Annotated in this window: 21 protein-coding genes; 9 read left to right on the forward strand and 12 right to left on the reverse strand. The window is 38.4% G+C overall.

From position 1 onward, the window contains the following. The first annotated feature begins 196 nt into the window (after positions 1-196). From AC27G3_RS07525 to yacG, 8 genes are all read left to right on the forward strand, one after another. Positions 197-616, forward strand: a complete 420-nt coding sequence (locus AC27G3_RS07525; RefSeq protein WP_487120272.1) for a pilin — start codon at positions 197-199, stop codon at positions 614-616. Between the two features lie 169 nt (positions 617-785). Further along, positions 786-1,196, forward strand: coding sequence for a pilin (locus AC27G3_RS07530; RefSeq protein WP_487120273.1), 411 nt, complete (start codon positions 786-788; stop codon positions 1,194-1,196). Between the two features lie 148 nt (positions 1,197-1,344). Beyond that, positions 1,345-3,051 carry a type IV-A pilus assembly ATPase PilB gene (gene pilB, locus AC27G3_RS07535; protein ID WP_487120275.1) on the forward strand — a complete coding sequence of 569 codons (1,707 nt, stop codon included), beginning with the start codon at positions 1,345-1,347 and terminating at the stop codon, positions 3,049-3,051. Positions 3,052-3,208: 157 nt separating this feature from the next. Continuing rightward, positions 3,209-4,483: a type II secretion system F family protein gene (locus tag AC27G3_RS07540; protein WP_487120277.1), complete on the forward strand. Its 1,275-nt coding sequence runs from the start codon at positions 3,209-3,211 to the stop codon at positions 4,481-4,483. Between the two features lie 3 nt (positions 4,484-4,486). Continuing rightward, on the forward strand, positions 4,487-5,377 hold the full coding sequence (locus AC27G3_RS07545; RefSeq protein WP_487120279.1) for a prepilin peptidase: 891 nt from the start codon (positions 4,487-4,489) through the stop codon (positions 5,375-5,377). 50 nt (positions 5,378-5,427) lie between these two features. Beyond that, on the forward strand, positions 5,428-6,051 hold the full coding sequence (gene coaE, locus AC27G3_RS07550) for a dephospho-CoA kinase (protein WP_487120281.1): 624 nt from the start codon (positions 5,428-5,430) through the stop codon (positions 6,049-6,051). A 105-nt stretch (positions 6,052-6,156) separates the two neighbouring features. After that, the gene (zapD, locus tag AC27G3_RS07555; RefSeq protein ID WP_487120283.1) at positions 6,157-6,903 is read left to right on the forward strand and encodes a cell division protein ZapD; all 747 of its coding nucleotides are present in this window, start codon (positions 6,157-6,159) and stop codon (positions 6,901-6,903) included. Between the two features lie 110 nt (positions 6,904-7,013). Continuing rightward, on the forward strand, positions 7,014-7,250 hold the full coding sequence (gene yacG, locus AC27G3_RS07560; protein WP_487120285.1) for a DNA gyrase inhibitor YacG: 237 nt from the start codon (positions 7,014-7,016) through the stop codon (positions 7,248-7,250). Between the two features lie 303 nt (positions 7,251-7,553). On the opposite strand, the gene mutT is transcribed toward yacG, so the two are convergent. From mutT to AC27G3_RS07575, 3 genes are all read right to left on the reverse strand, one after another. Continuing rightward, positions 7,554-7,949, reverse strand: a complete 396-nt coding sequence (gene mutT / locus AC27G3_RS07565) for an 8-oxo-dGTP diphosphatase MutT (RefSeq protein ID WP_487120287.1) — start codon at positions 7,947-7,949, stop codon at positions 7,554-7,556. A gap of 154 nt (positions 7,950-8,103) precedes the next feature. Continuing rightward, complete coding sequence (gene secA, locus AC27G3_RS07570) at positions 8,104-10,779, reverse strand: preprotein translocase subunit SecA (RefSeq protein WP_487120289.1); 2,676 nt, start codon at positions 10,777-10,779, stop codon at positions 8,104-8,106. Positions 10,780-10,922: 143 nt separating this feature from the next. After that, positions 10,923-11,789, reverse strand: a complete 867-nt coding sequence (locus AC27G3_RS07575; RefSeq protein ID WP_487120291.1) for a M23 family metallopeptidase — start codon at positions 11,787-11,789, stop codon at positions 10,923-10,925. Between the two features lie 84 nt (positions 11,790-11,873). Between AC27G3_RS07575 and AC27G3_RS07580 the strand changes: the two genes are divergently transcribed. After that, positions 11,874-12,341, forward strand: coding sequence for a DUF721 domain-containing protein (locus AC27G3_RS07580; protein ID WP_487120293.1), 468 nt, complete (start codon positions 11,874-11,876; stop codon positions 12,339-12,341). Positions 12,342-12,651: 310 nt separating this feature from the next. Here the strand turns inward: AC27G3_RS07580 and lpxC are convergent, their stop codons facing one another. The 9 genes from lpxC to murD form a co-directional block, all read right to left on the reverse strand. After that, positions 12,652-13,569: a UDP-3-O-acyl-N-acetylglucosamine deacetylase gene (gene lpxC / locus AC27G3_RS07585; protein WP_487120295.1), complete on the reverse strand. Its 918-nt coding sequence runs from the start codon at positions 13,567-13,569 to the stop codon at positions 12,652-12,654. A 239-nt stretch (positions 13,570-13,808) separates the two neighbouring features. Continuing rightward, the gene (gene ftsZ / locus AC27G3_RS07590; RefSeq protein WP_487120297.1) at positions 13,809-14,978 is read right to left on the reverse strand and encodes a cell division protein FtsZ; all 1,170 of its coding nucleotides are present in this window, start codon (positions 14,976-14,978) and stop codon (positions 13,809-13,811) included. Between the two features lie 83 nt (positions 14,979-15,061). Continuing rightward, positions 15,062-16,297 carry a cell division protein FtsA gene (gene ftsA / locus AC27G3_RS07595; RefSeq protein WP_487120299.1) on the reverse strand — a complete coding sequence of 412 codons (1,236 nt, stop codon included), beginning with the start codon at positions 16,295-16,297 and terminating at the stop codon, positions 15,062-15,064. Positions 16,298-16,329: 32 nt separating this feature from the next. Further along, on the reverse strand, positions 16,330-17,103 hold the full coding sequence (locus AC27G3_RS07600; RefSeq protein ID WP_487120301.1) for a cell division protein FtsQ/DivIB: 774 nt from the start codon (positions 17,101-17,103) through the stop codon (positions 16,330-16,332). A 1-nt stretch (position 17,104) separates the two neighbouring features. After that, positions 17,105-18,070 carry a D-alanine--D-alanine ligase gene (locus AC27G3_RS07605; protein WP_487120303.1) on the reverse strand — a complete coding sequence of 322 codons (966 nt, stop codon included), beginning with the start codon at positions 18,068-18,070 and terminating at the stop codon, positions 17,105-17,107. Then, entirely contained in the window at positions 18,070-19,542 is a 1,473-nt protein-coding gene (gene murC / locus AC27G3_RS07610; protein ID WP_487120417.1) for a UDP-N-acetylmuramate--L-alanine ligase, read from the reverse strand. The genes AC27G3_RS07605 and murC overlap by 1 nt, the downstream gene beginning before the upstream one ends. Positions 19,543-19,550: 8 nt before the next feature. Further along, positions 19,551-20,651, reverse strand: coding sequence for an undecaprenyldiphospho-muramoylpentapeptide beta-N-acetylglucosaminyltransferase (gene murG / locus AC27G3_RS07615; RefSeq protein ID WP_487120305.1), 1,101 nt, complete (start codon positions 20,649-20,651; stop codon positions 19,551-19,553). Further along, on the reverse strand, positions 20,644-21,912 hold the full coding sequence (ftsW, locus tag AC27G3_RS07620; RefSeq protein WP_487120307.1) for a cell division protein FtsW: 1,269 nt from the start codon (positions 21,910-21,912) through the stop codon (positions 20,644-20,646). The genes murG and ftsW overlap by 8 nt, the downstream gene beginning before the upstream one ends. Further along, positions 21,912-23,372, reverse strand: coding sequence for a UDP-N-acetylmuramoyl-L-alanine--D-glutamate ligase (gene murD / locus AC27G3_RS07625; protein WP_487120309.1), 1,461 nt, complete (start codon positions 23,370-23,372; stop codon positions 21,912-21,914). Before murD ends, ftsW begins: the two co-directional genes overlap by 1 nt. Between the last annotated feature and the right edge of the window lie 22 nt (positions 23,373-23,394).

The raw sequence follows: 23,394 nt of genomic DNA on the forward strand, positions 1-23,394 counted from the left end.
AAAGATGAGCGTAAACTTCACTAAATTGTTTATTTTTTGTTCTTTTTTTATAAAAAAAGCGTTACGAAGATGTTAATATTTAAAGGATTTACAATAATTTGCCCTTTTTAGTAAAAAAGATCGTTACAAAGTTTTACATTTGCAAAAAAATGTCGCAGTATTCAAATCAGCCCCCGTAAACAAATGGATAAATAAAATGAAAAATTTACAAACTATGAAAAAAAGCGCACAAAAAGGTTTTACCCTTATTGAATTAATGATCGTTGTTGCGATTATCGGTATTTTAGCAGCGGTTGCATTACCTGCTTATTCTGATTACCAAGCAAGTTCGAAAATGACTGCTGGTTTAGCTGAGATTACTGGTGCTAAAACTGAATTTGAAATTTTAGTAAATGAAGGAAATGCACCAACTGCAGTTGGTGATTTAAAAAGCATTAAAGTAACAACTACAAGTAATTGTATTATTACTGCTACATCTACAACTATTGCTTGTGCGATACAAAATGCACCATCTCAAATTACAGGTCAATCTTTAACTTGGACACGGGCTGCTACTGGTGAGTGGACTTGTACATCTACTGCAGATAATACTTATACTCCGAAAGCTTGTCGTTAATAATAGTAAGTATAGATATTCAGTAACGTAAAAACTTGTTATATACTGAAATTTAAAGCTCCTTAGGGAGCTTTTTTATTTTCATCTTTATTTATGGAGCAATTCAGTCTAGAATAAATAATTATTGATTCTAATATTAAGTTAAGCTTATTTTAAGAAGGAACGATCTTTGAAGAAATTATCTTTCGGTTTTACCTTAATTGAATTAATGATTGTTATAGCGATTATTGGCATATTAGCAGCGGTCGCCCTACCTTTTTATTCTGATTACCAGAATAGTTCAAAGATGAGTTCAGGATTAGTTGAAATATCAGGTACCAAGACTCAATTTGAACTAATTCTGAATAATGGAGAATTACCCTCCTTAGCAGTAATGACCACCATACGAAATCAAACTACAGAGCATTGCACTATTACTGTTACCAACACTACAATAACTTGCACAATTAGAAATGCATCCGCTTCTGTAAACAACGCTAAAATGACCTGGACTTGGGACACTATAAACCGTCAATGGACATGCCGCTCCCAAGATATTACTGGCGATAACAGTCTCGCACCAGAAATTTGCCCAGTTTAAATAAAAGTAGTGTAATACTTTACTTTTATTTATATTAAGTTTTCCTTATTTTAGAGACTCTTTTTTGTTTTTTACCTTAAAAGTAAGTTACACTCACTAAAGATGTGTTACTAGTTTATAAATTCCATAAGGTTATCGTTAAAAAGTCATGAAAGGAAGTCACCAGCAATCAAGCCTATTATCGGCTTTAACTAAACAACAATTAGTGCCATTAGATCAGGTAGAAGAAGTTAATTCTGGCTTTATCGCGCAAAATAAACCTTTTATCCGCTATTTAGTTGAAGATAAAAAATATCACGGCCCCACCATTGCCAGTATTTTATCGAAAAGCTTTGGTTACCCGCATATCGATTTAGCGACCTTCGATACCACTCTAGTCCCAGAAGGGGTGCGTAACGAAAAACTCATTCGTAAACACAATGCCTTGCCATTATTTTTACGTGGTCGTGTGTTATTTATTGCTATGTCAGACCCGACCAATATTGATGCTTTGGAAGAGATTCAATTTAACACTGGCTACAGTACGGAGCTTATTTTAACCGACGAGAATAGCTTACAAACCTGTATTGAGAAAGTATTAGAAGCCGAAAGCGACGCTTTAGATATTGATGAAATGGACTCTGAAGAACTCGCTGGAATGGGAGTTGAAGAAGACAGCAATGACGATAAAGGTGGCATAACAAGCGATAAAGACGATGCCCCAATTGTTGTTTACATTAATAAAATTTTATTAGACGCCATTAAAAAAGGCGCGTCTGATTTACATTTTGAACCTTATGAAAAAGCCTATCGGATACGTTTTCGGATCGATGGAATTTTAACTGAAATAGCTAAACCGCCTGTTGCGTTAGCCTCTCGAATGGCTGCTCGTTTAAAGGTTATGTCTAAACTCGATATTGCCGAGCGCCGCGTACCACAAGATGGTCGGATAAAATTAGCGCTATCGAAAAAGAAATCTATCGATTTTCGTGTTAGTACACTTCCTACCATGTGGGGAGAAAAAATCGTAATGCGGATCTTAGACTCTTCAAGCGCCATGCTCGGTATTGAAATGCTAGGCTATGAAGCCGATCAAAAGAAAATATACACCGATGCCCTAGATCAACCCCAAGGAATGATATTAGTAACAGGGCCAACGGGCTCTGGTAAAACGGTATCTTTGTATACCGGCTTAAATATACTAAACACCCCTGAGCGCAATATTTCAACGGCAGAAGATCCAGTAGAGATTAATTTAGAGGGCATTAACCAAGTTCAAATTAACAACAGAGCGGGTTTAACATTCCCTAATGCCTTACGCTCTTTTTTACGTCAAGATCCCGATATTGTTATGGTAGGTGAGATTCGAGATTTAGAAACCGCCGAAATTGCTATAAAAGCGGCCCAAACGGGTCACTTGGTATTATCAACATTACATACCAACTCTGCTGCTGAAACCTTAACCCGTTTATTAAATATGGGTGTGCCTGCTTATAACGTTGCAAGCTCGGTAAGCATTATTATTGCTCAACGTTTAGCAAGACGCTTATGCCCGCAATGTAAAACTGAAGAAGTATTAACGCAAAGCCAATTAGAAGAGCAAGGTTTTTTACCTGACCAAATTGATGACATAAAGCTATTTAAACCTGTGGGTTGCGATCATTGTACTAAAGGTTATAAAGGTCGAGTGGGTGTTTATGAAGTGATAAAAATTAGTCCCGATACTGCCCGAATAATAATGGATGGCGGCTCCGCATTAGACATTGCTAAACAATGTCAGCGCGAAGGCTATAATAACTTACGCCAATCGGGTTTAGTAAAAGCAGTAAAAGGGGTAACTAGCTTAGAAGAAATTAACAGGATAACAACCGCGTAGAACTCAACATTTAAAGCAAAACTTATAAACAAGCTTTGCTGTGAAAAATAACACTATAAGCTTAAAGCTAGAAAGATAGAAAGATAGAAAGCTAAAATAATAAACAGTTTAAAAATTTGAAATACCGTCAACATAAAAAGAATTAACAGAGGCACACATGGCAGTAACCAGATCATTAGGCGGCGCTAAGGCAGCTAAAGACAAAGATAAAAAACCTAAAACTAAAGCCCTTGATGTTTTTACTTGGGTCGGCGTTAACCGTAAAGGTAAAAAAATTAGTGGTGAGTTATCAGCCAAAAGTGCCATGGATCTTAAAGCGCAACTGCGTAAACAAGGCATTACACCAGGTAAAGTAAAGAAAAAAGCTAAACCTTTATTTGGTGCTAGTGGCGAAAAAGCCATTACTCCTGGTGATATTGCGATAATGACACGCCAAGTTGCGACCATGCTTACGGCTGGTGTGCCCCTAGTGCAAACCATCGAGATGATAGGCTCTGGTCACGACAATCCTAAAATGCAGCGTTTATTAGGTGATATAGGTCATCAATTACAATCAGGTATTCCGTTATCGCAATGTTTACGAGAGCACCGCGTATATTTTGACGACCTTTACTGTGATTTAGTTGAGTCAGGCGAGCAATCGGGCGCATTAGAAACTATTTACGATCGTATTGCTACCTATAAAGAAAAGGCTGAAGCGTTAAAGTCGAAAATTAAAAAAGCCATGACTTACCCTATTGCCGTTATAGTTATTGCCGCTGTGGTTACCTCCATCTTATTAATATTTGTGGTCCCTGTCTTTGAAGAGATATTTGCTGGTTTTGGCGCTGAACTGCCCGCGTTTACACAATTTGTTATGCGCATATCTGAATTTATGCAAGCTTATTGGTATTTAGGTTTAGCGGGAATTATTGGTGGTATTTATGGCTTTAAACAAGCTCACAGAAAAAGCCAAAAATTACGTGACCAGGTTGATAGACTTATTCTAAAACTACCTGTTGTCGGTATGATTTTAGAAAAAGCTGCAGTTGCTCGCTATGCTCGAACCTTATCAACCACTTTTGCTGCAGGTGTGCCCTTACCCGATGCCTTAGGATCTGCTGCAGGTGCTTCGGGTAACGCGGTATTTAGAGATGCAATTACCGAAGTTCGTGCAGAGGTAATGTCCGGCATGCAAATGAACTTAGCAATGAGAAACTGTCAAATATTTCCTGATATGGTGATTCAAATGGTTGCCATTGGTGAAGAGTCTGGTGCAGTTGACGATATGCTTGCTAAAGTAGCAAACGTTTACGAACAACAAGTTGATGATGCCGTAGATGGCTTAACAGCTTTGCTAGAGCCATTAATTATGGCGGTATTAGGTGTGGTAATTGGTGGGTTGATCATTGCCATGTATTTACCTATCTTCCAAATTGGTAAGATTGTTTAAGGAATGGCTTTGTTAGAACAAGTTGTAGCGGTATTTGATGCCATGCCGATTTTCTTTTTTATTTGTATCGGCTTATTATCTTTAACGGTAGGTAGCTTTTTAAACGTAGTGGTTTATCGCTTACCTAAAATGCTAGAGCGTGAATGGTATGGTGAATGTCGTGAATTTCTAGCTGACGAAGTGAGCGATATTCCGGCAAAAGAATTACCTGAAATGTCACTGTCAAAACCTGACTCCACCTGCCCTAAATGTGGTCATAAAATACGTTTTTATGAAAATATTCCACTGCTTAGTTGGTTATTGCTTTCAGGTAAATGTAGCCAATGTAAAAACCCCATTTCTAAACGTTACCCATTAGTTGAACTGAGTACAGCAATACTGAGTTTGATTGTCGCCCAAGTTTATGGCGTAAGTACGATCACTTTTTTCATGTTGTTATTAACTTGGGGCTTAGTGGCGCTTACTTTAATTGATCTTGACCATATGCTGTTGCCTGATCAAATTGTGTTACCTTTATTATGGTTAGGGCTTTTATTTAACATTCAAAATGGCTTTGTTCCCCTTGAAGATGCCGTCATTGGTGCCGCTGTCGGTTATATGAGTTTATTTAGTGTATTTTGGCTATTTAAATTGCTCACAGGCAAGGAAGGTATGGGGCATGGTGATTTTAAGTTATTTGCCCTTTTTGGCGCTTGGATTGGCTGGCAATTACTTCCTTTATTAATATTAATGGCTTCTGTTGCTGGTGCAATTGTTGGAATATCTTTAATCGTATTTAAAAATCATACTCGTGAGCAAGCGATCCCCTTTGGTCCGTACATTGCTGCTGCTGGTTGGGCTTGTATTTTATGGGGCGAAGGCATTTGGGCTTGGTATTTAGGTTATATAATTTAGTTTAAGTTTTTTTATTACATCTTTACCTCAACACGTTAGATAAATTAACTATGTCTGCATTTATTGTCGGTTTAACAGGTGGTATTGGCAGTGGTAAAACCACCATTGCTAATTTATTTAATGAACTAGGTATTGATATTATTGATGCTGACATAGTTGCTCGCCAAGTTGTTGCACCAAATAGCCCAGCTTTACAAAGTATTGTTGACCGATTTGGTCCAGATTATTTAGATCGCTCTGGCAATTTAAACCGTACGCTACTTCGCACACGTATATTTAGCCATGATGAAGACAAGCGTTGGTTAAATAATTTATTACACCCTCTTATTCGTCAAACACTGCTTGATGAGCTTAAACAAGCCCAAAGCCCGTATTGCCTTTTAGTAGCCCCTTTGTTAATTGAAAATAACTTGCATGCCTTAGTCGATCGCGTGTTGGTGATTGATGTTGACGAAAGTGTTCAACTATCAAGAACCTTAAAGCGTGACGCTAGTAATGAAGCTGAAATTAAAGCTATTATCGCTAGTCAAATTTCACGGGATAAACGATTAGTTGCCGCTGATGATGTCATTAACAATAACAATCCAGCTTTAAATGAAAAACTCGCTAACGCGAAACAGCAAGTGGTTAAACTCGATAGTTATTATCGACAGTGTGTTATAGATAAGTCCTAATAAAGCTTGATTGACAAATAAATTAGCCATTTAAATTAACTGTCGGTAGTATGAGCAACAAATAGGACTAACTTCAATCAAGTCGAGGAATTAATTCACCGCTTTATGTCTAGTATATTATACGAGCACCCGCTTAATGAGCGGATACGAAGTTACTTAAAGCTTGAGCAGTTATTCTCTCAGCTTGATAACTGCGTGCCTGAAGATATTCACTATTATCATCAAGTTTTTTTTAATGCTTTGTTTTCGATAATAGATTGTCTTGAGCGGAATGATATTCGTGGCGATTTAATTAAAGATCTTGAAAAGTTAGAGCGAAATTTGGTGATCTGGTCTAAATCGCCTGAAATTAATAGCGATGCGATTAGCGAAAATATTCAACAAACCGTGCAACTTATTTGTCAATTAAAAGGCAGTAGCCCAACATGGTGGCAACTCAAAGAAGATAAACTCTTGTCGTCTTTAAAACAACGTTTCGCCATACAAGGCGGTAATGCAAGTTTTGATTTACCTCAATTGCACTTCTGGATTAATCAGCCAGTAAACACGATAACAAACGATTTACATCAGTGGTGTGCGTTACTAGACCACATTCGTCGTGCATTATTTTTAATTCTTAAGTTTATTCGTCAACGTGATAATTTTAAAGCTATTGACACTGAAAGTGGTTTTTATCAAGACAGCGGCGAAGGTATTAACTTACTTCGAATTAAAGTACCACAAAATGCGCATTACTACCCGAGTGTGAGTGGTAATAAATTTAGATACTCCATTCGTTTTATGTTGCCTTGCGAAGAAAATGGCCGAAAATACTCTAACCAAGCAACACATTTCCAACTAGCGCGTTGTTAACTTTTCTTCTTACTATTTGGTTGTACAATTAATTTAGTGTCAATTTAATTGGGTGTCGATTTAATTTTGTATATAATATCGCGAGTTTTAAATATTATAAAAGTAGCGTTATGACTTTAAAAGTTGCCTGCCCACAATGCCAAAAAGAAGTTATTTGGCAAACTGAAAGTACCCATAGACCTTTTTGCAGTGATCGATGTCGATTGATTGATCTTGGCGATTGGGCGGAAGAAAATCACAAAATATCTCAACCAGCTCAAAGTGTAGAGCCTTTATCTGAAGAAATGCTTGATGCTTTAGAAGACGAGTTTTTAATGAATAATAAGTTTTTTGTTGAGCCTGAATAACAATTGTCTTATTAGCTGATTTCTCAAGCATTATTTATTTAACCTGAACTCGGTTTAAGAGATGGTTAACAGTTTGAAAAATAGGTAAATAATTATTTTACTCCACTCTAGCTTGAGAGTTTTTCTTAATTCAAGGCAAATTTCGCGTCAATAGCTGGTCTATTGCAAGAAATTTAACGAAGAAGTAAGGAAAAATAGCTGCTAGAGAAATATTTGTTAAGCCGAGCTCAGGTTATTTAGAACGATCAAGCTACATTCTTTTTGCCTTGATTGAGGTTTTTTCAATCATTCCGGAGGCGAACTTTAAAGATCAACACGCCCTAGTAAAGCAATTATTTCTTTATTAGCTTCTGGAAACTCTAATCCTGATAAGTCTTTTATTGCATACCAAGCTTCTTCTTGGCCTTCTAATGCTTTGGGCTCATTAGAAAAGTTATCGACAAGAAAAACCTCTAAACACACTTGTTTATCACCATAATCGTGAGTAATAACGGTGAGCGGTTGGCAAGCTAAGACTTCTATATTAACTTCTTCATTAAGCTCTCTAGCAAGTGCTTGATGAACAGTTTCGCCCTTTTCCACCTTACCGCCTGGAAACTCCCACTTGCCTCCTTGGTGTGCGTTTAAGGCACGCTTGGTTAAGAACACTTTTTGATCTCGATAAATCACCCCAACAGCGACGTGAACAGTTTTTTTCATCTCGTTTCCAATGTAGTTAATTACTATATTAAATTATCTGTTATTTATATGTTAGCTATATGACAGGTCTAGGGTAAGTAAGCCGTACAAAAATACGTTTTGTTAAAAACAAAAAAGCGGCATATTAAGCCGCTTTTTATCAATTAGGTAAAGCTTACGACAGTTTACCGTGACATTGTTTGTACTTTTTACCTGAACCACACGGACAAGGATCGTTACGCCCTACTCGCGGATACTCAGGTTGTTTGTTACCATCAGCGCTTTCATGAGTGAACTCTTTCGGTGCTTCTGATTTACGATGTTGTTCTTCAACGGCTTCAACATCTGATTCCGTTTGAATTTTAACTTTACTTAAAATACCAATAACATCATATTTTAAGTTTTCTAGCATCTCGCTAAATAATTCAAAAGATTCGCGCTTGTATTCTTGTTTAGGGTTTTTCTGAGCATAACCACGTAAATGAATACCTTGACGTAAATGATCCATCGCAGCTAAATGCTCTTTCCAATGAGAGTCTAAGCTTTGTAACATCACTGCTTTTTCAAATTGACGAATAACATCCGCGCCTACAGAGTCTTCTTTATCTTTGTAAGCCTGTTCAAAGTTAGCGATTATTTTGTCACGCAAACTTTCTTCGTGGAGTTTGTTGTCTTCATCTAACCAGTTTTGTAATGGGAGCTCAGTTGTAAACTCACCTTTTAAGCGATCTTCAAGGCCGCTAATGTCCCACATTTCTGCAAGAGATTGTGGCGGAATATGTTGATCTATCACACCATTAATAACATCAGTGCGAACCGCTTGAATTACATCGCCAATTTCGGCTTCATCTAATAATTCATTACGTTGCTCGTAAATAACTTTACGTTGATCATTAGCCACATCATCAAATTCTAATAACTGCTTACGCATGTCAAAGTTTCGACCTTCAACTTTACGTTGTGCATTTTCAATACTGCGTGTTACCCATGGGTGTTCAATTGCTTCACCATGTTCCATACCTAATTTACGCATCATATTCGCAATACGTTCTGAGGCAAAGATTCGCATTAATGAATCTTCCATAGACAAATAGAAACGTGTAGATCCCGCATCCCCCTGACGACCAGAACGACCACGTAACTGGTTATCAATACGACGAGATTCATGACGTTCTGTGGCTATAATATGTAAACCACCTAGCGCCAATACTTTTTCGTGCTCTTCTTGCCATTGCGCTTTAACTTTATCGATTTGTTCTTGGCTTGGATTAGTTAATTTTTCTAATGCCGCACCTAAATTACCACCTAACACGATATCAGTACCACGACCTGCCATGTTGGTGGCAATAGTAATAGCGCCGACTTTACCTGCATCAGCTACAATTTCAGCTTCTTGCTGATGGAACTTAGCATTAAGTACTTTATGTTTTATTTTTTCTTTCTTTAAAAGATTAGATAAAAACTCGGAATCTTCAATGCTAATGGTACCCACTAGCGCTGGTTGGCCTCGCTCGACACAATCTTTGATATCTTCTAAAATAGCTTCGTATTTTTCTTGTGCGGTAAGAAAGATTAAATCTGACTTATCGTCACGAATCATTGGTTGATTCGTTGGAATAATAACCGTTTCTAAACCATAAATGTGTTGGAATTCAAATGCTTCAGTATCAGCTGTACCTGTCATACCTGATAAGCGGTTATATATTCTAAAATAATTTTGGAAAGTAATAGAGGCAAGCGTTTGGTTCTCATTTTGAACTTTTACGCCTTCTTTGGCTTCTACTGCCTGATGTAAACCTTCAGACCAACGACGCCCTTCCATTGTACGACCGGTGTGCTCATCAACAATGATAATCTCATCGTCTTTTACAATGTAGTCTACGTCTTTTTGGAACAACTTATGTGCGCGTAATGCCGCCATAACATGATGCAATAAGGTAATGTTAGCCGCAGAAAATAACGAGTCGCCGTCTTGGATTAACCCTTTTTCTTGCATAATCTCTTCAACACGTACTTGACCACGCTCGGTTAAATAGATTTGCTTGCTTTTTTCGTCGATGGTGAAGTCACCAGTACTTTCTTCGTCTTCTTTATCTTCTTCTTCTTGTTGTTCTAATGTCGGTACTATGGTGTTCACCATATGATACATCTCAGAACTGTCTTCTGCTTGACCAGAAATAATTAAAGGCGTACGAGCTTCATCGATTAAAATGGAGTCAACTTCATCAATAATGGCGAAGTTTAACTCTTTTTGTGCACGTTCTTCAGGTGAAAAAGCCATATTATCTCGAAGATAATCAAAGCCAAATTCATTGTTAGTACCATAAGTAATAGATGCTTGGTAAGCCGCTTGTTTGTCTTGTGGTGTCATTCCTGCCACATTACAACCCACGGTAAGTCCTAAAAACTCAAATAACGGACGACTCCAATCAGCATCACGTGTTGCTAGGTAATCGTTCACGGTAATAACATGAACACCTTTACCTGTTAAACCATGTAAGTAAGAAGGTAGTGTCGCGGTTAAAGTTTTACCTTCACCCGTGCGCATTTCTGCAATTTTACCTTGATTTAATACCATGCCGCCTAGCATTTGCACATCGAAATGACGCATCCCAAAGACACGTTTACTGGCTTCTCTTACTACTGCAAATGCTTCAGGTAAAAGAGACTCTAGCGTTTCACCTTCGTCAAATCGACCTTTAAACTCGGTAGTTTTACCTTTTAGTTCTTCATCACTCAGTGCTTCAATAACCGGCTCTAGCGCATTTATTTTATCAACTTCTTTTTTCATTTGTTTCAGTAATCTATCGTTTCGACTACCGAAGAGTTTTGTTATTAACTTTACGAACATCTTATATAACCACTTATTGAAGAAAAACTTCTACCTAAAATTAAATGACCAATAGCTATTGACCACAAAAATATTGTTATTACTACCTCACAGCAAATGCTGTGAACATATACTTTTACCGATTATTAACACTGACTACTTATTTACTTTGCTTTACGATAAACATATTTAGTTGGATTTATTTGTTTGTCATTTCGCAATATTTCATAATGAACATGAGGACCAGTTGAACGACCTGTACTACCCATACGAGCAATAGCTTGTCCTTTTGTTACTACGTCCCCGACGTTTACGAGTAACTCTTTATTATGACCATAACGAGTTTTGTAACCATCGCCATGGGTTATTTCAATTAAATTTCCGTAACCATTTCGACTTGAAGACCAGCTAACAACGCCAGAACCTGTTGCGATAACAGATTCTCCTTCTTTTCCTGCAAAATCAACACCTTTATGCATTGTAGGTCGACCATTAAAAGGGTCTTTTCTTACGCCATAATATGAAGATAACCAACCTTTAGTTATTGGTCTACCAGACAAATAACGTGTATTTTCTATATGGTGCCCGAATGTTAAAGATTCAAGTAGTTTTAATTGTTTTTCTTTATTTGCTAATTCACTTTCTAACGAAGTAATCTCGGTAAGCATTTCTGCTAATGTTTTATGACTAATGTCTTGTGCATTATTACTTTGCAGAATTGGACCACCACTTGGAGGGAGTGTCGCAAAATTAAATTCTTTTTCTGGAATGTTCGCTTCATCAGCAAGGCGGCTGCCTAGTGCATTTAAACGCAACACATGACTTTGTAACTCGGCCATTTTAAGAGTTAACGCTACAACGTTTGCTTCGGTTTGTGGTTCAGATATTTGTTGACTAGCGTCCTGAGAAATTAAGCCGTACTGGCTTTGATCTGGAACAGCATCACGAGCAAAAATTAAATGTATAACACTACCAGAAACAAGCGCAAAAACCGCCAACGCCGACAACCAATGGAACTTATTAAGTTTCATTGAAAATCTAACGTTTTTTCCTCTGTATAGTAGTGTTAAACTCATATTAATTAACTTTTTATTCTCTTAGTAGTATTAGCATTTATGGCAAGAAAACCTAAAAAACCGATTGATATGTCTAGCCTACTAAATTCTTCGTCAGGCACTTTGGCACATATTCAAGAAAAAACCAACTCTTTGGCAGTATTGGCCGACATTGTACGCCAAATTTGCCCTGATCTGCCAGTTAACGCATGGAAAATTGCCAACTTTAAGCAAAATATTTTGATCATTGAAGTAAAATCGCCTGTTTGGGGGCAACGACTACAATTTGAACGTACCCGTATTTGTCAAAAATTGATTGAGGTAACGCAAGGTCAATTTGATAAAGTTGAAATAAAAATTAACCCTTTTGTCGATAAAAAATTTGAAAAAATTCAAGCAGTGACAAGCAGTCGTGGTTCAAACCTTATTTCAAAAAATACCGCTCAGCACCTTGAGGATATCGCCAAAAATGCACCTAAAGGCTTAAGAGAAAAATTATTGAAGCTTGCAAGTCACAGTACAAAATAATATATAATCTGAACTCGGTTTAAGAGATGGTTAACAGACTGAAAAATAGGTAAATAATTATTTTACTCCACTCTAGCTTGATAGTTTTTTCTTAATTCAAGGCAAATTTCGCGTCAATAGCTGGCCTATTGCCAGAAATTTAACGAAAAGAAGTAAGGAAAAATAACTTCTAGAGAAATATTTGTTAAGCCGAGCTCAGGTTAAAAACGACGGGCATAAACTAAAACTGCCAGCGAATTGCTAGCAGTTTATAATTTTACAGTACAAGGGTAAGCTAAAATTCAGAGAATTAACCTAGAATTAAAAGCTATTAAAATACCGACGAGCCAACTTCTTGATATTCTATTGGCGATTTTTCTTCATCTTCATAGGTAATGTACTCCCACGAATCTTTTTGTTTAAACACTTCTCTTAACAATAAGTTATTTAACGAATGTCCAGATTTAAAAGCGTTAAGTTCACCTAAAATACTAACACCGCCCATGTATAAATCACCAATGGCGTCTAATATTTTATGTTTAACAAACTCATCGTCATAACGCAGTTCATTTTTGTTAAGCATGCGATATTCATCTAACACGATGGCATTTTCTAAACTGCCACCTAACGCTAAGTCGTGCGAGCGTAAATACTCGATATCACTCATAAAACCAAAGGTTCTTGCTCGGCTAATTTCTTTTATAAATGAACAGGTAGAAAAATCCATTTGCATTGTTTGTGTGGTATTAACAATGATTGGGTGGTCAAATTCAATAGAAAAGTTAACTCTAAAACCTTCATAAGGTAATAGCTCTGCCCATTTATCACCTTCTTCTACACGGATAGGTTTTTTAATGCGTAAAAATCGTTTCGCTACATTTAACGTTTCTATGCCTACCGACTGAATAAGGTAGACAAACGGCAGTGCACTGCCATCCATAATTGGAATTTCGAATGAGTCAACATCGATAATTAAATTATCAATACCTAAAGCAGCAATGGCTGATAGTAAATGCTCTACCGTAGATATTTTTACGTTTTGCTCGTTGACTAAACACGTACATAAGGTCGTTTCACCAACAGCTTCTGGAGTGGCTTTGATGTCGACGACGGGATCAAGATCCACGCGGCGGAATACAATACCGGTGTTTGCTGGCGCAGGACGGAGAGTAACCTTTACCTTTTCACCTTTATGTAGACCAACACCCATGGCTGAAACGCTTTCTTTCAGTGTACGTTGTTTAATCATATCGAATATTCCTGTTTAACCGTCGTTATCAATTAATATATTAATTTAACGAATGGTTAAGTTATTTACTGACCATCTTAATAACCCACTAACATGTATTACACATAATAGTAGAACAAAGCGATCTGTGCTTTAAAAAGCTAAATGCATGCCGCATAAAGTCTATGCGTGCCGAAATGGGCGCATAATATAACAAAATGTAGCTAAAAAATCAAAATAACCTGTTTTACTTAATAAGCTTAGTCTGCTTGCTTACGTAAAAAAGCAGGAATATCTAGATAATTATCTAAGTCTAATGCTGCAGTCTTCATAGGTGCTTGTTGCGCACTAGCATCAGGCGCTGTTGAAGAAATTGCCGCAGTATCAGGTTGTGCATTTGGTACAAAGTCACCACCAACGACTTGTTGTTCTTGCTGCTGTACTGGATTTACTAAGGTGATATCTGGCTTTATTTCTGCGCCAATTCCCGTTGCAACAACAGTTACACGTAAATCTTCAGTCATTTCATGGTCAATAACAGCACCAACAACTACAGTAGCATTTTCAGAAGCGAATGCTTTTACTGCATTACCAACCGTTTCAAATTCATCAATGCTAATATCCATACCCGCAGTGATATTAACTAAAATACCGCGAGCGCCGGCTAAATCAACATCTTCAAGTAGTGGGCTTGAGATAGCCGCTTCAGCAGCTTCGGCAGCACGGTCTGGGCCAGAAGCAATACCAGAGCCCATCATTGCAGTACCCATTTCAGACATTACTGTACGAACATCGGCAAAATCGACGTTAATTAAACCTGGACGAGTAATTAGCTCAGCAATCCCTTGTACAGCGCCTAGTAACACATTATTAGCTGCTTTAAATGCATCTAATAAACTTGTTCCAGGACCTAAAACCTTTAACAGTTTTTCGTTAGGAATAGTAATAAGTGAATCAACACTTTTTGATAAAAACTCAATACCTTGATCCGCATAACTCATGCGTTTTTTCCCTTCAAATGGGAAAGGTTTAGTTACTACAGCAACGGTTAAAATGCCCATTTCTTTGGCTATTTCAGCAACAACTGGTGCAGCACCTGTACCTGTGCCACCGCCCATACCTGCCGCGATAAAGATCATATCTGCGCCTTGTAGGGTTTGTTTAATCGTTTCACGATCTTCTTCAGCAGCACAGCGACCAATTTCTGGGTTAGCTCCAGCGCCCAGTCCTTTAGTTACATCAGCGCCTAACTGTAGTGTCACGGTTGCTGACGAATTACGTAGCGCCTGTGAGTCTGTATTTGCGGTGATAAATTCAACACCTTCAATTGTTTGGCATACCATGTGCTCAACAGCGTTTCCGCCACCGCCACCAACACCAATCACTTTAATTACCGCTTCTTCTTTATGGTCTTCCATTAATTCAAACATTTTTCTCTCTCCGTTTTATTAAAACGCTATTTATACTTACGACACAAACTAACTCTAATATTGAACTATCAACAATATTGGAATTAAAATTCACCTTTAAACCAAGCATGAACACGTGACCACACATCTTTCACGCCCTCACCCTTTTTACTTTCTTTACTCACTTGTTCAGTTTCTTGCATGCCATAATGCAGTAAGCCAACAACAGTTGCGTATGTTGGATCATTTACATATTCCTTTAACCCTTCAATATTGAGTGGACAAGCAATACGTACTGGCATTTGAAAAACTTCTTCTGCGAACTCAACGACACCTTCCATTTTTGCGGTGCCGCCTGTTAACACGTAACCTGCTGCGATTTGATCTGCCAAACCACTTTCTCTAATCTCTTCTTGAATTAACTCAAATAATTCATGGTACCTTGGTTCAACGACTTCCGATAAAGTATGACGAGACATTGAACGTGCGGGCCTTCCACCAACACTTGGGACTTCAATATTTTCTTCCATGCTTACTAATTGTTTCAACGCACAGGCATATTGCACTTTGATCTCTTCGGCGTGGCTAAGCGGAGTTCTAAAAATTTTAGCTATGTCACTAGTTACTTGGTTACCTGCAACCGGTATTACAGCGGTATGGCGTAAAGCCCCACCGGTAAACACAGCGATATCCATAGTGCCTGCGCCCATATCAATAACGCAAATACCTAATTCTTTTTCATCTTCGGTAAGCACTGAATAACTTGAGGCTAAAGCTGAAAATATCAATTGATCTGCAGCTAAATCACAACGTTCTACACATTTAACTATGTTTTTCGCCATGTCGTTGGCACAAGTAACAATATGTACTTTGGCTTCCATTCGAACGCCCGACATGCCAATTGGACTTTTTATGCCATCTTGACAATCAATACTGTACTCTTGAGGCAGCACATGTAGCATTCTACGTTCAGCAGAAATTGGAACAGAGCGCGCGGTATGAATAACGTTATCAACGTCTTCTTGTGTTACCTCGTTGTCGTTCACTGGCACCATACCGTTTTCATTTTGACAACTGATATGCTTGCCCGAAATGCCTAGATAAATTGAGCTAACACGACAATCCGCCATTAATTCGGCTTCATTAACCGCACGTTGGATAGACTGAATAACTAAATTCAAATCGTTAACGCCGCCTTTGTCCATGCCTCTAGCTGGCTGATTGCCTACACCAATGATACTTAATTTATTATCAGGCGTGATCTCGCCGACAGCTACCGAAATCTTTGAGGTTCCGATATCTAATCCGACAACTAGGCTTCTTTCTGTTATTTTTGACATATTATTTCAATTAATCACTTGCGATAAACGCATTAAGCTCTTTGTTTTTTATTCTTTGTTTCTGCCGTTTTCCAACCGACAGCAACGCCCGTATCATACCGTAAATCAACATAATTAACTTGCTGATTATCTTCTTTATTTTCTTTCAGTGTTGGATAGACATCCATAAAACGTTGTATACGTTCAATGCGATCTTCTCGACCTAAATTCAACATCACTCCGTCGTTTAACGTTAACTGCCAAGAAAAACGTTCTGATAACACCAATTCATCAATCGCTAAATCGCTAAAGTTAAGCAAACGATTTAGGTTGTTAAAATTTTCTAATGCTACATTTTCAGTACCTTCTGGCCCAAAAAACTGAGGTAAGCCTTCCTTTATTCGCGATAAGTCCGCTTGAAAAGTTTTCCCTTCAGTATTGATCAAAAACTCACCATTCCATTGTGCTACTGGTGATTGATCAACCACATAAATTTTCAATTCGTTCGGCCAATGTTTACGCACTGACACTGAGTACACCCAAGGAAGTTGAGCCACTTGCTGTTGTACTTCATTAACATTAACTTGAAAAAAATTACCTAAATCAATGTTCTCCACCGCTGTTTCAATATCTTCTCTGATGGTAAATGGCATTTCGCCACTAATCACTAATGAAGTTACTGGAGCACCTTCTTCTGCAATAACTTTTTCGGTAATTAACCAACTGCCTACGAATAAACTGATGATAACTGCTACAAAAAAGCTGACCCCTAGCCAAAATGACCAGTGTACTTTTTCGTTATCAGTTAAAGCATCGTTAGTCGTCATACTAATTAACACCTTGCTTATAGTTACTTTTGCTTTGTTGACTAAGTCCAATAATTTCACAAACTAGTTGGCAAAAATTCAAGCCATAAACTTTTGCGGCTTTGGGCACTAATGACGTTTGAGTCATACCCGGTACCGTATTAATTTCTAGAAGTTGCCAATCACCTGCTTGATTACGCATAATATCTACACGACCCCAGCCTTTTGCACCTGTTGCTTTAAATGCTTGTAAAGCGAGTGTTTGAATAGCTTGTGTATCAGCAGCATTTAAATCACAAGGGCAATGATATTGCGTTGTAGTCGACTGATATTTCGCTTGGTAATCGTAAAACTCTCTTGGCGTTTCCATATGAATAACAGGAAGCGCATTATCGCCTAATATTGCTACGGTATATTCAGGGCCAGTGATCCACGCTTCAACGAGTACTTCACTGTCAAATTTAAAAGCTTGCGTTAACGCATCAAACAATTGTTCAGGAGTTTCTGCCATTGCCATGCCGATACTAGAACCTTCATTCGCAGGCTTAACCATAACCTTACCCTGCAATTCACTTAAAATTTTCACGGTGTCAGCTTGCACAAAGCTTGTTTTATTAACCACTTTAAAAGGCGCTGTCGGTAAGTTAAGCGCTTGAAATATTTGCTTACTGCGCGTTTTATCCATTGATAACGCTGAGCCTAATACATCAGAACCAGTATAAGGAATACCTAAATACTCTAATGCACCTTGAATACAGCCATCTTCACCGCCTCTGCCGTGCAGCGCAATAAACACTCGATCTATATCTTGGTTTTTTAGTTCGGTTAATTCGAAGTGTTGAGTATCAAATAACACAACATCAAATCCAGCTTCACGCAAACCTTCAGCCACCGCTTGGCCTGATTTTAAAGAAATCTCTCTTTCAGCGGAATTTCCGCCGTACAATACCGCAATTTTTTCCGATGTTGTATAAGCTGCGAGAGTCATTATTGTACTTCCTTCGATTTATTGGTTGTTAATAAATCATCTTCAATTAATTCTCGTGCAACAGTTCCAATATTTCCTGCACCTTGGGTAATCACCATATCGCCATCTTGTAATTGAGCTGATATCAGTTGAGGGAGTTGTGCGGTATCGCTCACATAAATAGGCTCTACTTGACCACGTTGGCGAATAGAACGCGCTAAACTTTTACTGTCGGCTGACACAATAGGCGTTTCTCCTGCTGCATAAACATCGAGTAAAAATAAACAGTCCACTTGTGATAACACTTCAACAAAGTCTTCGTATAAGTCACGAGTTCTAGAATAACGATGAGGCTGAAACACCATCACTAATCGTTTCTCGGGCCAACCATTTCTCATGGCGGTTATGGTTGCTTTGACTTCACTAGGGTGGTGACCATAATCATCAACTAGAATCATCTGCCCAGCATCTGTTGATAACTCAGCTAATTGTTCAAATCGGCGACCAATGCCAGCAAACCCTTTTAACGATTGTTTTATTGCTAGATCTGAAACTCCTTCATCTTTTGCAACGGTAATCCCCGCTAGCGCGTTTAATACATTGTGTTGCCCAGGTAGGTTTACGCTCAACTCTAAAGGCTTCTCTCCAGCCACTTCAACGGTAAAGTAACTTACTCCACCTTTTTGTTTGTACTGTGTGGCTCGTACATCGGCATCTTCTGAAAAACCATAAGTGATCACGTGTCGAGCTATTCTAGGTAATATTTCTCTCACAATGGGATTATCGATACACATAACCGCAAGACCATAAAACGGCAAGTTATGTAAAAATTCAATATAGGTATCTTTTAATTTTTCAAAGTCACCTTGATAAGTTTCCATATGGTCAGCATCAATATTGGTCACTACTGCCACCATAGGTTGTAAATGTAAAAATGACGCATCACTTTCATCGGCTTCTGCAATTAAATAACGGCTAGTGCCTAAACGTGCGTTTGTGCCAGCACTATTTAATAAGCCACCAATAACGAAAGTAGGATCGAGTTTATCTTCTGCAAAAATACTGGCGATTAAACTGGTCGTTGTTGTTTTGCCATGAGTCCCCGCAATGGCTATGCCGTGTCTAAAACGCATTAGTTCAGCTAACATTTCGGCACGTCTTACCACAGGAATACGGTTTTCATTAGCTGCGACTAATTCTGGGTTGTCTTGGCTAATTGCCGTAGAAACCACAATAACACTTGCGCCTTTAACGTTGTCACCCGAATGGCCAATGACAATTTCAGCGCCTAAACTTGATAAACGTTTAACCACTTGGTTTTCGCTTAAATCTGATCCAGAAACTTGATAGCCTTCATTTAATAAAACTTCTGCAATGCCACCCATACCTGCACCACCAATACCAACAAAGTGAATACGCTTGACTCGACGCATTTCTGGTATTTTAATTGGGCCGGTTGTATTACTGGCGATTTTTTTACTAAATATAGACATTACTTCACTCATTTTTTCACCACACTTTGACAAATTTGTGCAACTTTCATCGTTGCATCAGCATGGGCTGCGTCATGTGCCGCTTTGGACATAGACTGGATAACTTTATCTGAGACAAACAAACTATTAAGCATTTGGGCTAAAGTCGTTCCATTAAATTCTTTTTGAGACAATAATTTAGCCGCACCACAATTGACTAAATACATGGCATTTTTAGTTTGATGATCGTCAACAGCGTGTGGCAAAGGTACAAAAACAGCAGGTTTGGCCGCCATGGCTAATTCAGACACAGTTAATGCACCTGCTCGACAAACGACAACATCTGCCCATTGATACGCGCTGGCCATATCATCAATAAACTCACTTACTTTTACTCGCTCACCTAACAGACCATATTGTTCGTAGCTGGCTAAAACTTTCTCTTCATTTCCAGCACCCGTTTGATGCCAAACATCAATATTCTGGCGCTTAATTTGATTCATTGCTTGTGGGACAACTTCATTTAAAATTTGCGCTCCTAAACTGCCACCAACCACTAAAACTTTTTTACTTACTGCAGGCTGTGTTGGCGCAACATTCTCTATGGCAATAATATTGCTACGTAAAGGGTTACCGACAACTTGGTATTTAGTACTCGCTTTAAAAGCACTGGGAAACGCTGCCAACACTTTCGTGGCTAAATACGCCAAATATCGGTTTGTCATGCCCGCAACAGCATTTTGTTCATGTAACACTAATGGAATACTTAATAACCAAGCAGCTACACCACCAGGTCCACTTGCGTAGCCTCCCATTCCTAAAACAACATCAGGTTTTATTGCGCGCAATATTTTAATAGACTGCACAATAGATTGCATTATTTTAAATGGTATTTTTAACCATGTTTGCCAACCTTTATTTCTAAAGCCCGCAATATTAACGAACGAAATAGGATAGCCATACTCTGGTACTAATTCTGCTTCCATCCGCTTTTCTGTGCCAAGCCAGTGAATATTCCAGCCTTGCTCTTTTAAAGCTTGGGCAACAGCAAGCCCAGGGAAAATATGTCCGCCTGTGCCACCGGCCATAACCAATAATGTTTTTTTATTTTCAGAGCTTGTGTTACTCATTAACAAGCTCCTGTGCGGTAATATTTTGTGTTGATTCTAATAATTTGCTCTTTGATTTTTTGCGGCCTTTTGTACTAGTTGCTTGAATACTTTGTAATCGTAATTCGTGATCAATTCTGATTAAAATAACCACGGCTATTGTCATAATGATCATAGAACTGCCACCATAACTAATTAATGGCATGGTTAAACCTTTAGTTGGCACCATACCTGCACTTGCGCCAACATTAACTGCAGCTTGGAAGCAGAACCAAATTGCGATTGCGTAAGCAAAAAAACCTTCAAAATATTTCTCTTTAGATAAAGCCTTTCTGCCAAGCACTAACGCTTTGTAAACCAAAACAAAACTTAACAGTAAAATAACGGCGATGCCGACAAAACCAAACTCTTCAGCTAATACCGCCATAACAAAATCAGTGTGCGCTTCTGGTAAGTACTCTAACTTTTGAATGCTATTACCTAAACCTTGACCAAGCACTTCGCCACGCCCATAAGCCATTAACGATTGGGTTAGCTGATAACCACTGCCAAAGGGATCTTGCCATGGATCCATAAAACTTGTAATTCTACGCCAACGATAGGGTTCGAAAATAGCCAATAATGACAAAGCAGTAACACCAACAGTGGCAACACTGACAAATTGCCATAATTTTGCACCAGCCAAAAACAATAAACCAAATGTTGTCACAAACATCACAATAATGGTGCCTAAATCTGGTTGAGCAAGTAACATAATTGCTAATAAAAAGAACACGATAAGTGGCTTAATAAAACCTTTTAAGTTTTCCATTACTTCATCGCGTCGACGCACTAAATAAGCAGATAAATAACAAAAGAAAAACAATTTTGCAGGTTCTGCTGCTTGAATAGTTATCGGGCCGATGGCAATCCAACGGGTCGAGCCATTGACTGAGCGACCAATAAGTAACACCACTAATAATAAAAACATGCCTAACAGTAGCAATGCACCGCTATTTTTTTGCCACCAGCTCATCGGAATTTGCAAGGCGATAGCTGCAATGCCAATACTTAAAACAATATAAATTCCATGACGGAGTACAAAGTGAAATGGATTGCCAAATAAGCGCTCTGCTACTGGCATTGACGAAGTCGCAACCATCACTAAACCAATCATGTACATAGCAATGGCAAGAATCACAAAACTTCTATCAAATGTGGCGACTTTGGCGTGCTCATTTGCTAGCCACTCCGATAAGTTAGGAATTTTAGTAAAGCGTAAAGTATCAGCTAAACTATTCATTAGCCCACCGCCTTAAATTCTTGAACTGCATCAATAAAAACCTGACCGCGTTGAGCAAAGTTTTTGAACATATCTAAACTTGCGCAAGCAGGTGATAACAAAACTACATCTTGTGAGCGAGCAATTTTTCGGGCTTCAATAACTGCTTGTTCAAGTGATGAGACTTGAATACTATTTTGACAAAGATTAGCTATTTTATTGCCATCTTTTCCTATGGTTATCACATGATTTACATGCGCTGAAATAGCCGCTTGTAATGGTGTGAAGTCTGCGCCTTTACCTTCACCGCCAGCAATCAGTATTAACTGCTCTGTTGGTTGCATTATTTTTGAAAAACCAGTTATCGCCGCTAAAGTAGCGCCAACATTGGTTGCTTTTGAGTCGTTAATCCAAACAATATTGTCTGCACTTTCTATTTTTTGGCAACGATGTGCTAAGCCTATAAAGCCGCTTAAGTTATCGACCATAGCGGTTAACGACCAACCTGCACTGTAACCCAAAGCTAAAACAGCAAGATAATTCAAGGCATTATGAATACCTGCCAGAGGCAAATCATTTATCGCAATTAATGGTTGATCGCCAAACATTAAGTGATTTTTTTGCTCAATTATCGCAATACCAAAATGACCTTGTTCAGGTGTATCGCTGCCAAATGAAAGCACCTTAGTTTGTTCGTTAGTCGACTCCGACTTAGCGTTTAGATCTGCCATTAAACCTGGCATTAAGTAAGTCGCGCTATCATCACGATTAAAAATAGCGGTAGCACTTTGTAGGTAAATACTTTGTTTAATGGCTTGATAGTTTTTCATCGTTAAATGACGATCTAGGTGATCGTCACTCACATTGAGCACTGTCGCTGCAATGGCTTTCATGCTTTTAAGGGTTTCGAGCTGAAAGCTGGATAACTCTAGCACTAACATTTCAATATTTTGTGTCGATGTGTTCGCGGTATTTATATCATCGCCATCAACACTTTTTGTTAGGTGATCTAACACTGGTACACCAATATTGCCGCCTAGTTCAGTTTGATGTCCCAATGCTTTACCAAGGTAAGCAAGTAACGACACTACTGTTGATTTACCGTTTGAGCCGGTTACTGCCAAAATAGGTGTCGATGTTAAACGGCAATAAAGCTCTACATCCCCCCAAATTAAACAATTGGCACTAATGGCTTTTGCAATAACTGGCTCTGTTAAATCAACCCCTGGACTGGCTAAGATAATTTCTGCTTGAGCAATGAGTTTTTCATCCCAGCATCCCACTGATAATTGTGTTTGTGGGTAGTTTTTCTTAAATTCAGTAGGCTCTACTAACGGCTGTTCACGGCTATCATTTACTGCAAAAGAGATATTATGTTTCTTTAAGAATCGCGCACAGGAAAGCCCCGTAAGCCCAATGCCTAAGATTAATACCTTTTTCTCTCGTAACAATGAGAGTGTTGCTTGCGATAGTTGTGTCATTACTGTTGCTAACTTTTCCTAT

The sequence above is a fragment of the Colwellia sp. SU-HH01217 genome (assembly GCF_057543495.1).

Coding starts and splice junctions, on each gene's coding strand:
- AC27G3_RS07525 (WP_487120272.1), top strand. CDS start 197: ATGAAAAATTTACAAACTATGAAAAAAAGCGCACAAAAAGGTTTTACC.
- pilB (WP_487120275.1), top strand. CDS start 1,345: ATGAAAGGAAGTCACCAGCAATCAAGCCTATTATCGGCTTTAACTAAA.
- AC27G3_RS07540 (WP_487120277.1), top strand. CDS start 3,209: ATGGCAGTAACCAGATCATTAGGCGGCGCTAAGGCAGCTAAAGACAAA.
- AC27G3_RS07545 (WP_487120279.1), top strand. CDS start 4,487: ATGGCTTTGTTAGAACAAGTTGTAGCGGTATTTGATGCCATGCCGATT.
- coaE (WP_487120281.1), top strand. CDS start 5,428: ATGTCTGCATTTATTGTCGGTTTAACAGGTGGTATTGGCAGTGGTAAA.
- zapD (WP_487120283.1), top strand. CDS start 6,157: ATGTCTAGTATATTATACGAGCACCCGCTTAATGAGCGGATACGAAGT.
- yacG (WP_487120285.1), top strand. CDS start 7,014: ATGACTTTAAAAGTTGCCTGCCCACAATGCCAAAAAGAAGTTATTTGG.
- mutT (WP_487120287.1), bottom strand. CDS start 7,949: ATGAAAAAAACTGTTCACGTCGCTGTTGGGGTGATTTATCGAGATCAA.
- secA (WP_487120289.1), bottom strand. CDS start 10,779: ATGTTCGTAAAGTTAATAACAAAACTCTTCGGTAGTCGAAACGATAGA.
- AC27G3_RS07575 (WP_487120291.1), bottom strand. CDS start 11,789: ATGAAACTTAATAAGTTCCATTGGTTGTCGGCGTTGGCGGTTTTTGCG.
- AC27G3_RS07580 (WP_487120293.1), top strand. CDS start 11,874: ATGGCAAGAAAACCTAAAAAACCGATTGATATGTCTAGCCTACTAAAT.
- lpxC (WP_487120295.1), bottom strand. CDS start 13,569: ATGATTAAACAACGTACACTGAAAGAAAGCGTTTCAGCCATGGGTGTT.
- ftsZ (WP_487120297.1), bottom strand. CDS start 14,978: ATGTTTGAATTAATGGAAGACCATAAAGAAGAAGCGGTAATTAAAGTG.
- ftsA (WP_487120299.1), bottom strand. CDS start 16,297: ATGTCAAAAATAACAGAAAGAAGCCTAGTTGTCGGATTAGATATCGGA.
- AC27G3_RS07600 (WP_487120301.1), bottom strand. CDS start 17,103: ATGACGACTAACGATGCTTTAACTGATAACGAAAAAGTACACTGGTCA.
- AC27G3_RS07605 (WP_487120303.1), bottom strand. CDS start 18,070: ATGACTCTCGCAGCTTATACAACATCGGAAAAAATTGCGGTATTGTAC.
- murC (WP_487120417.1), bottom strand. CDS start 19,542: ATGTCTATATTTAGTAAAAAAATCGCCAGTAATACAACCGGCCCAATT.
- murG (WP_487120305.1), bottom strand. CDS start 20,651: ATGAGTAACACAAGCTCTGAAAATAAAAAAACATTATTGGTTATGGCC.
- ftsW (WP_487120307.1), bottom strand. CDS start 21,912: ATGAATAGTTTAGCTGATACTTTACGCTTTACTAAAATTCCTAACTTA.
- murD (WP_487120309.1), bottom strand. CDS start 23,372: ATGACACAACTATCGCAAGCAACACTCTCATTGTTACGAGAGAAAAAG.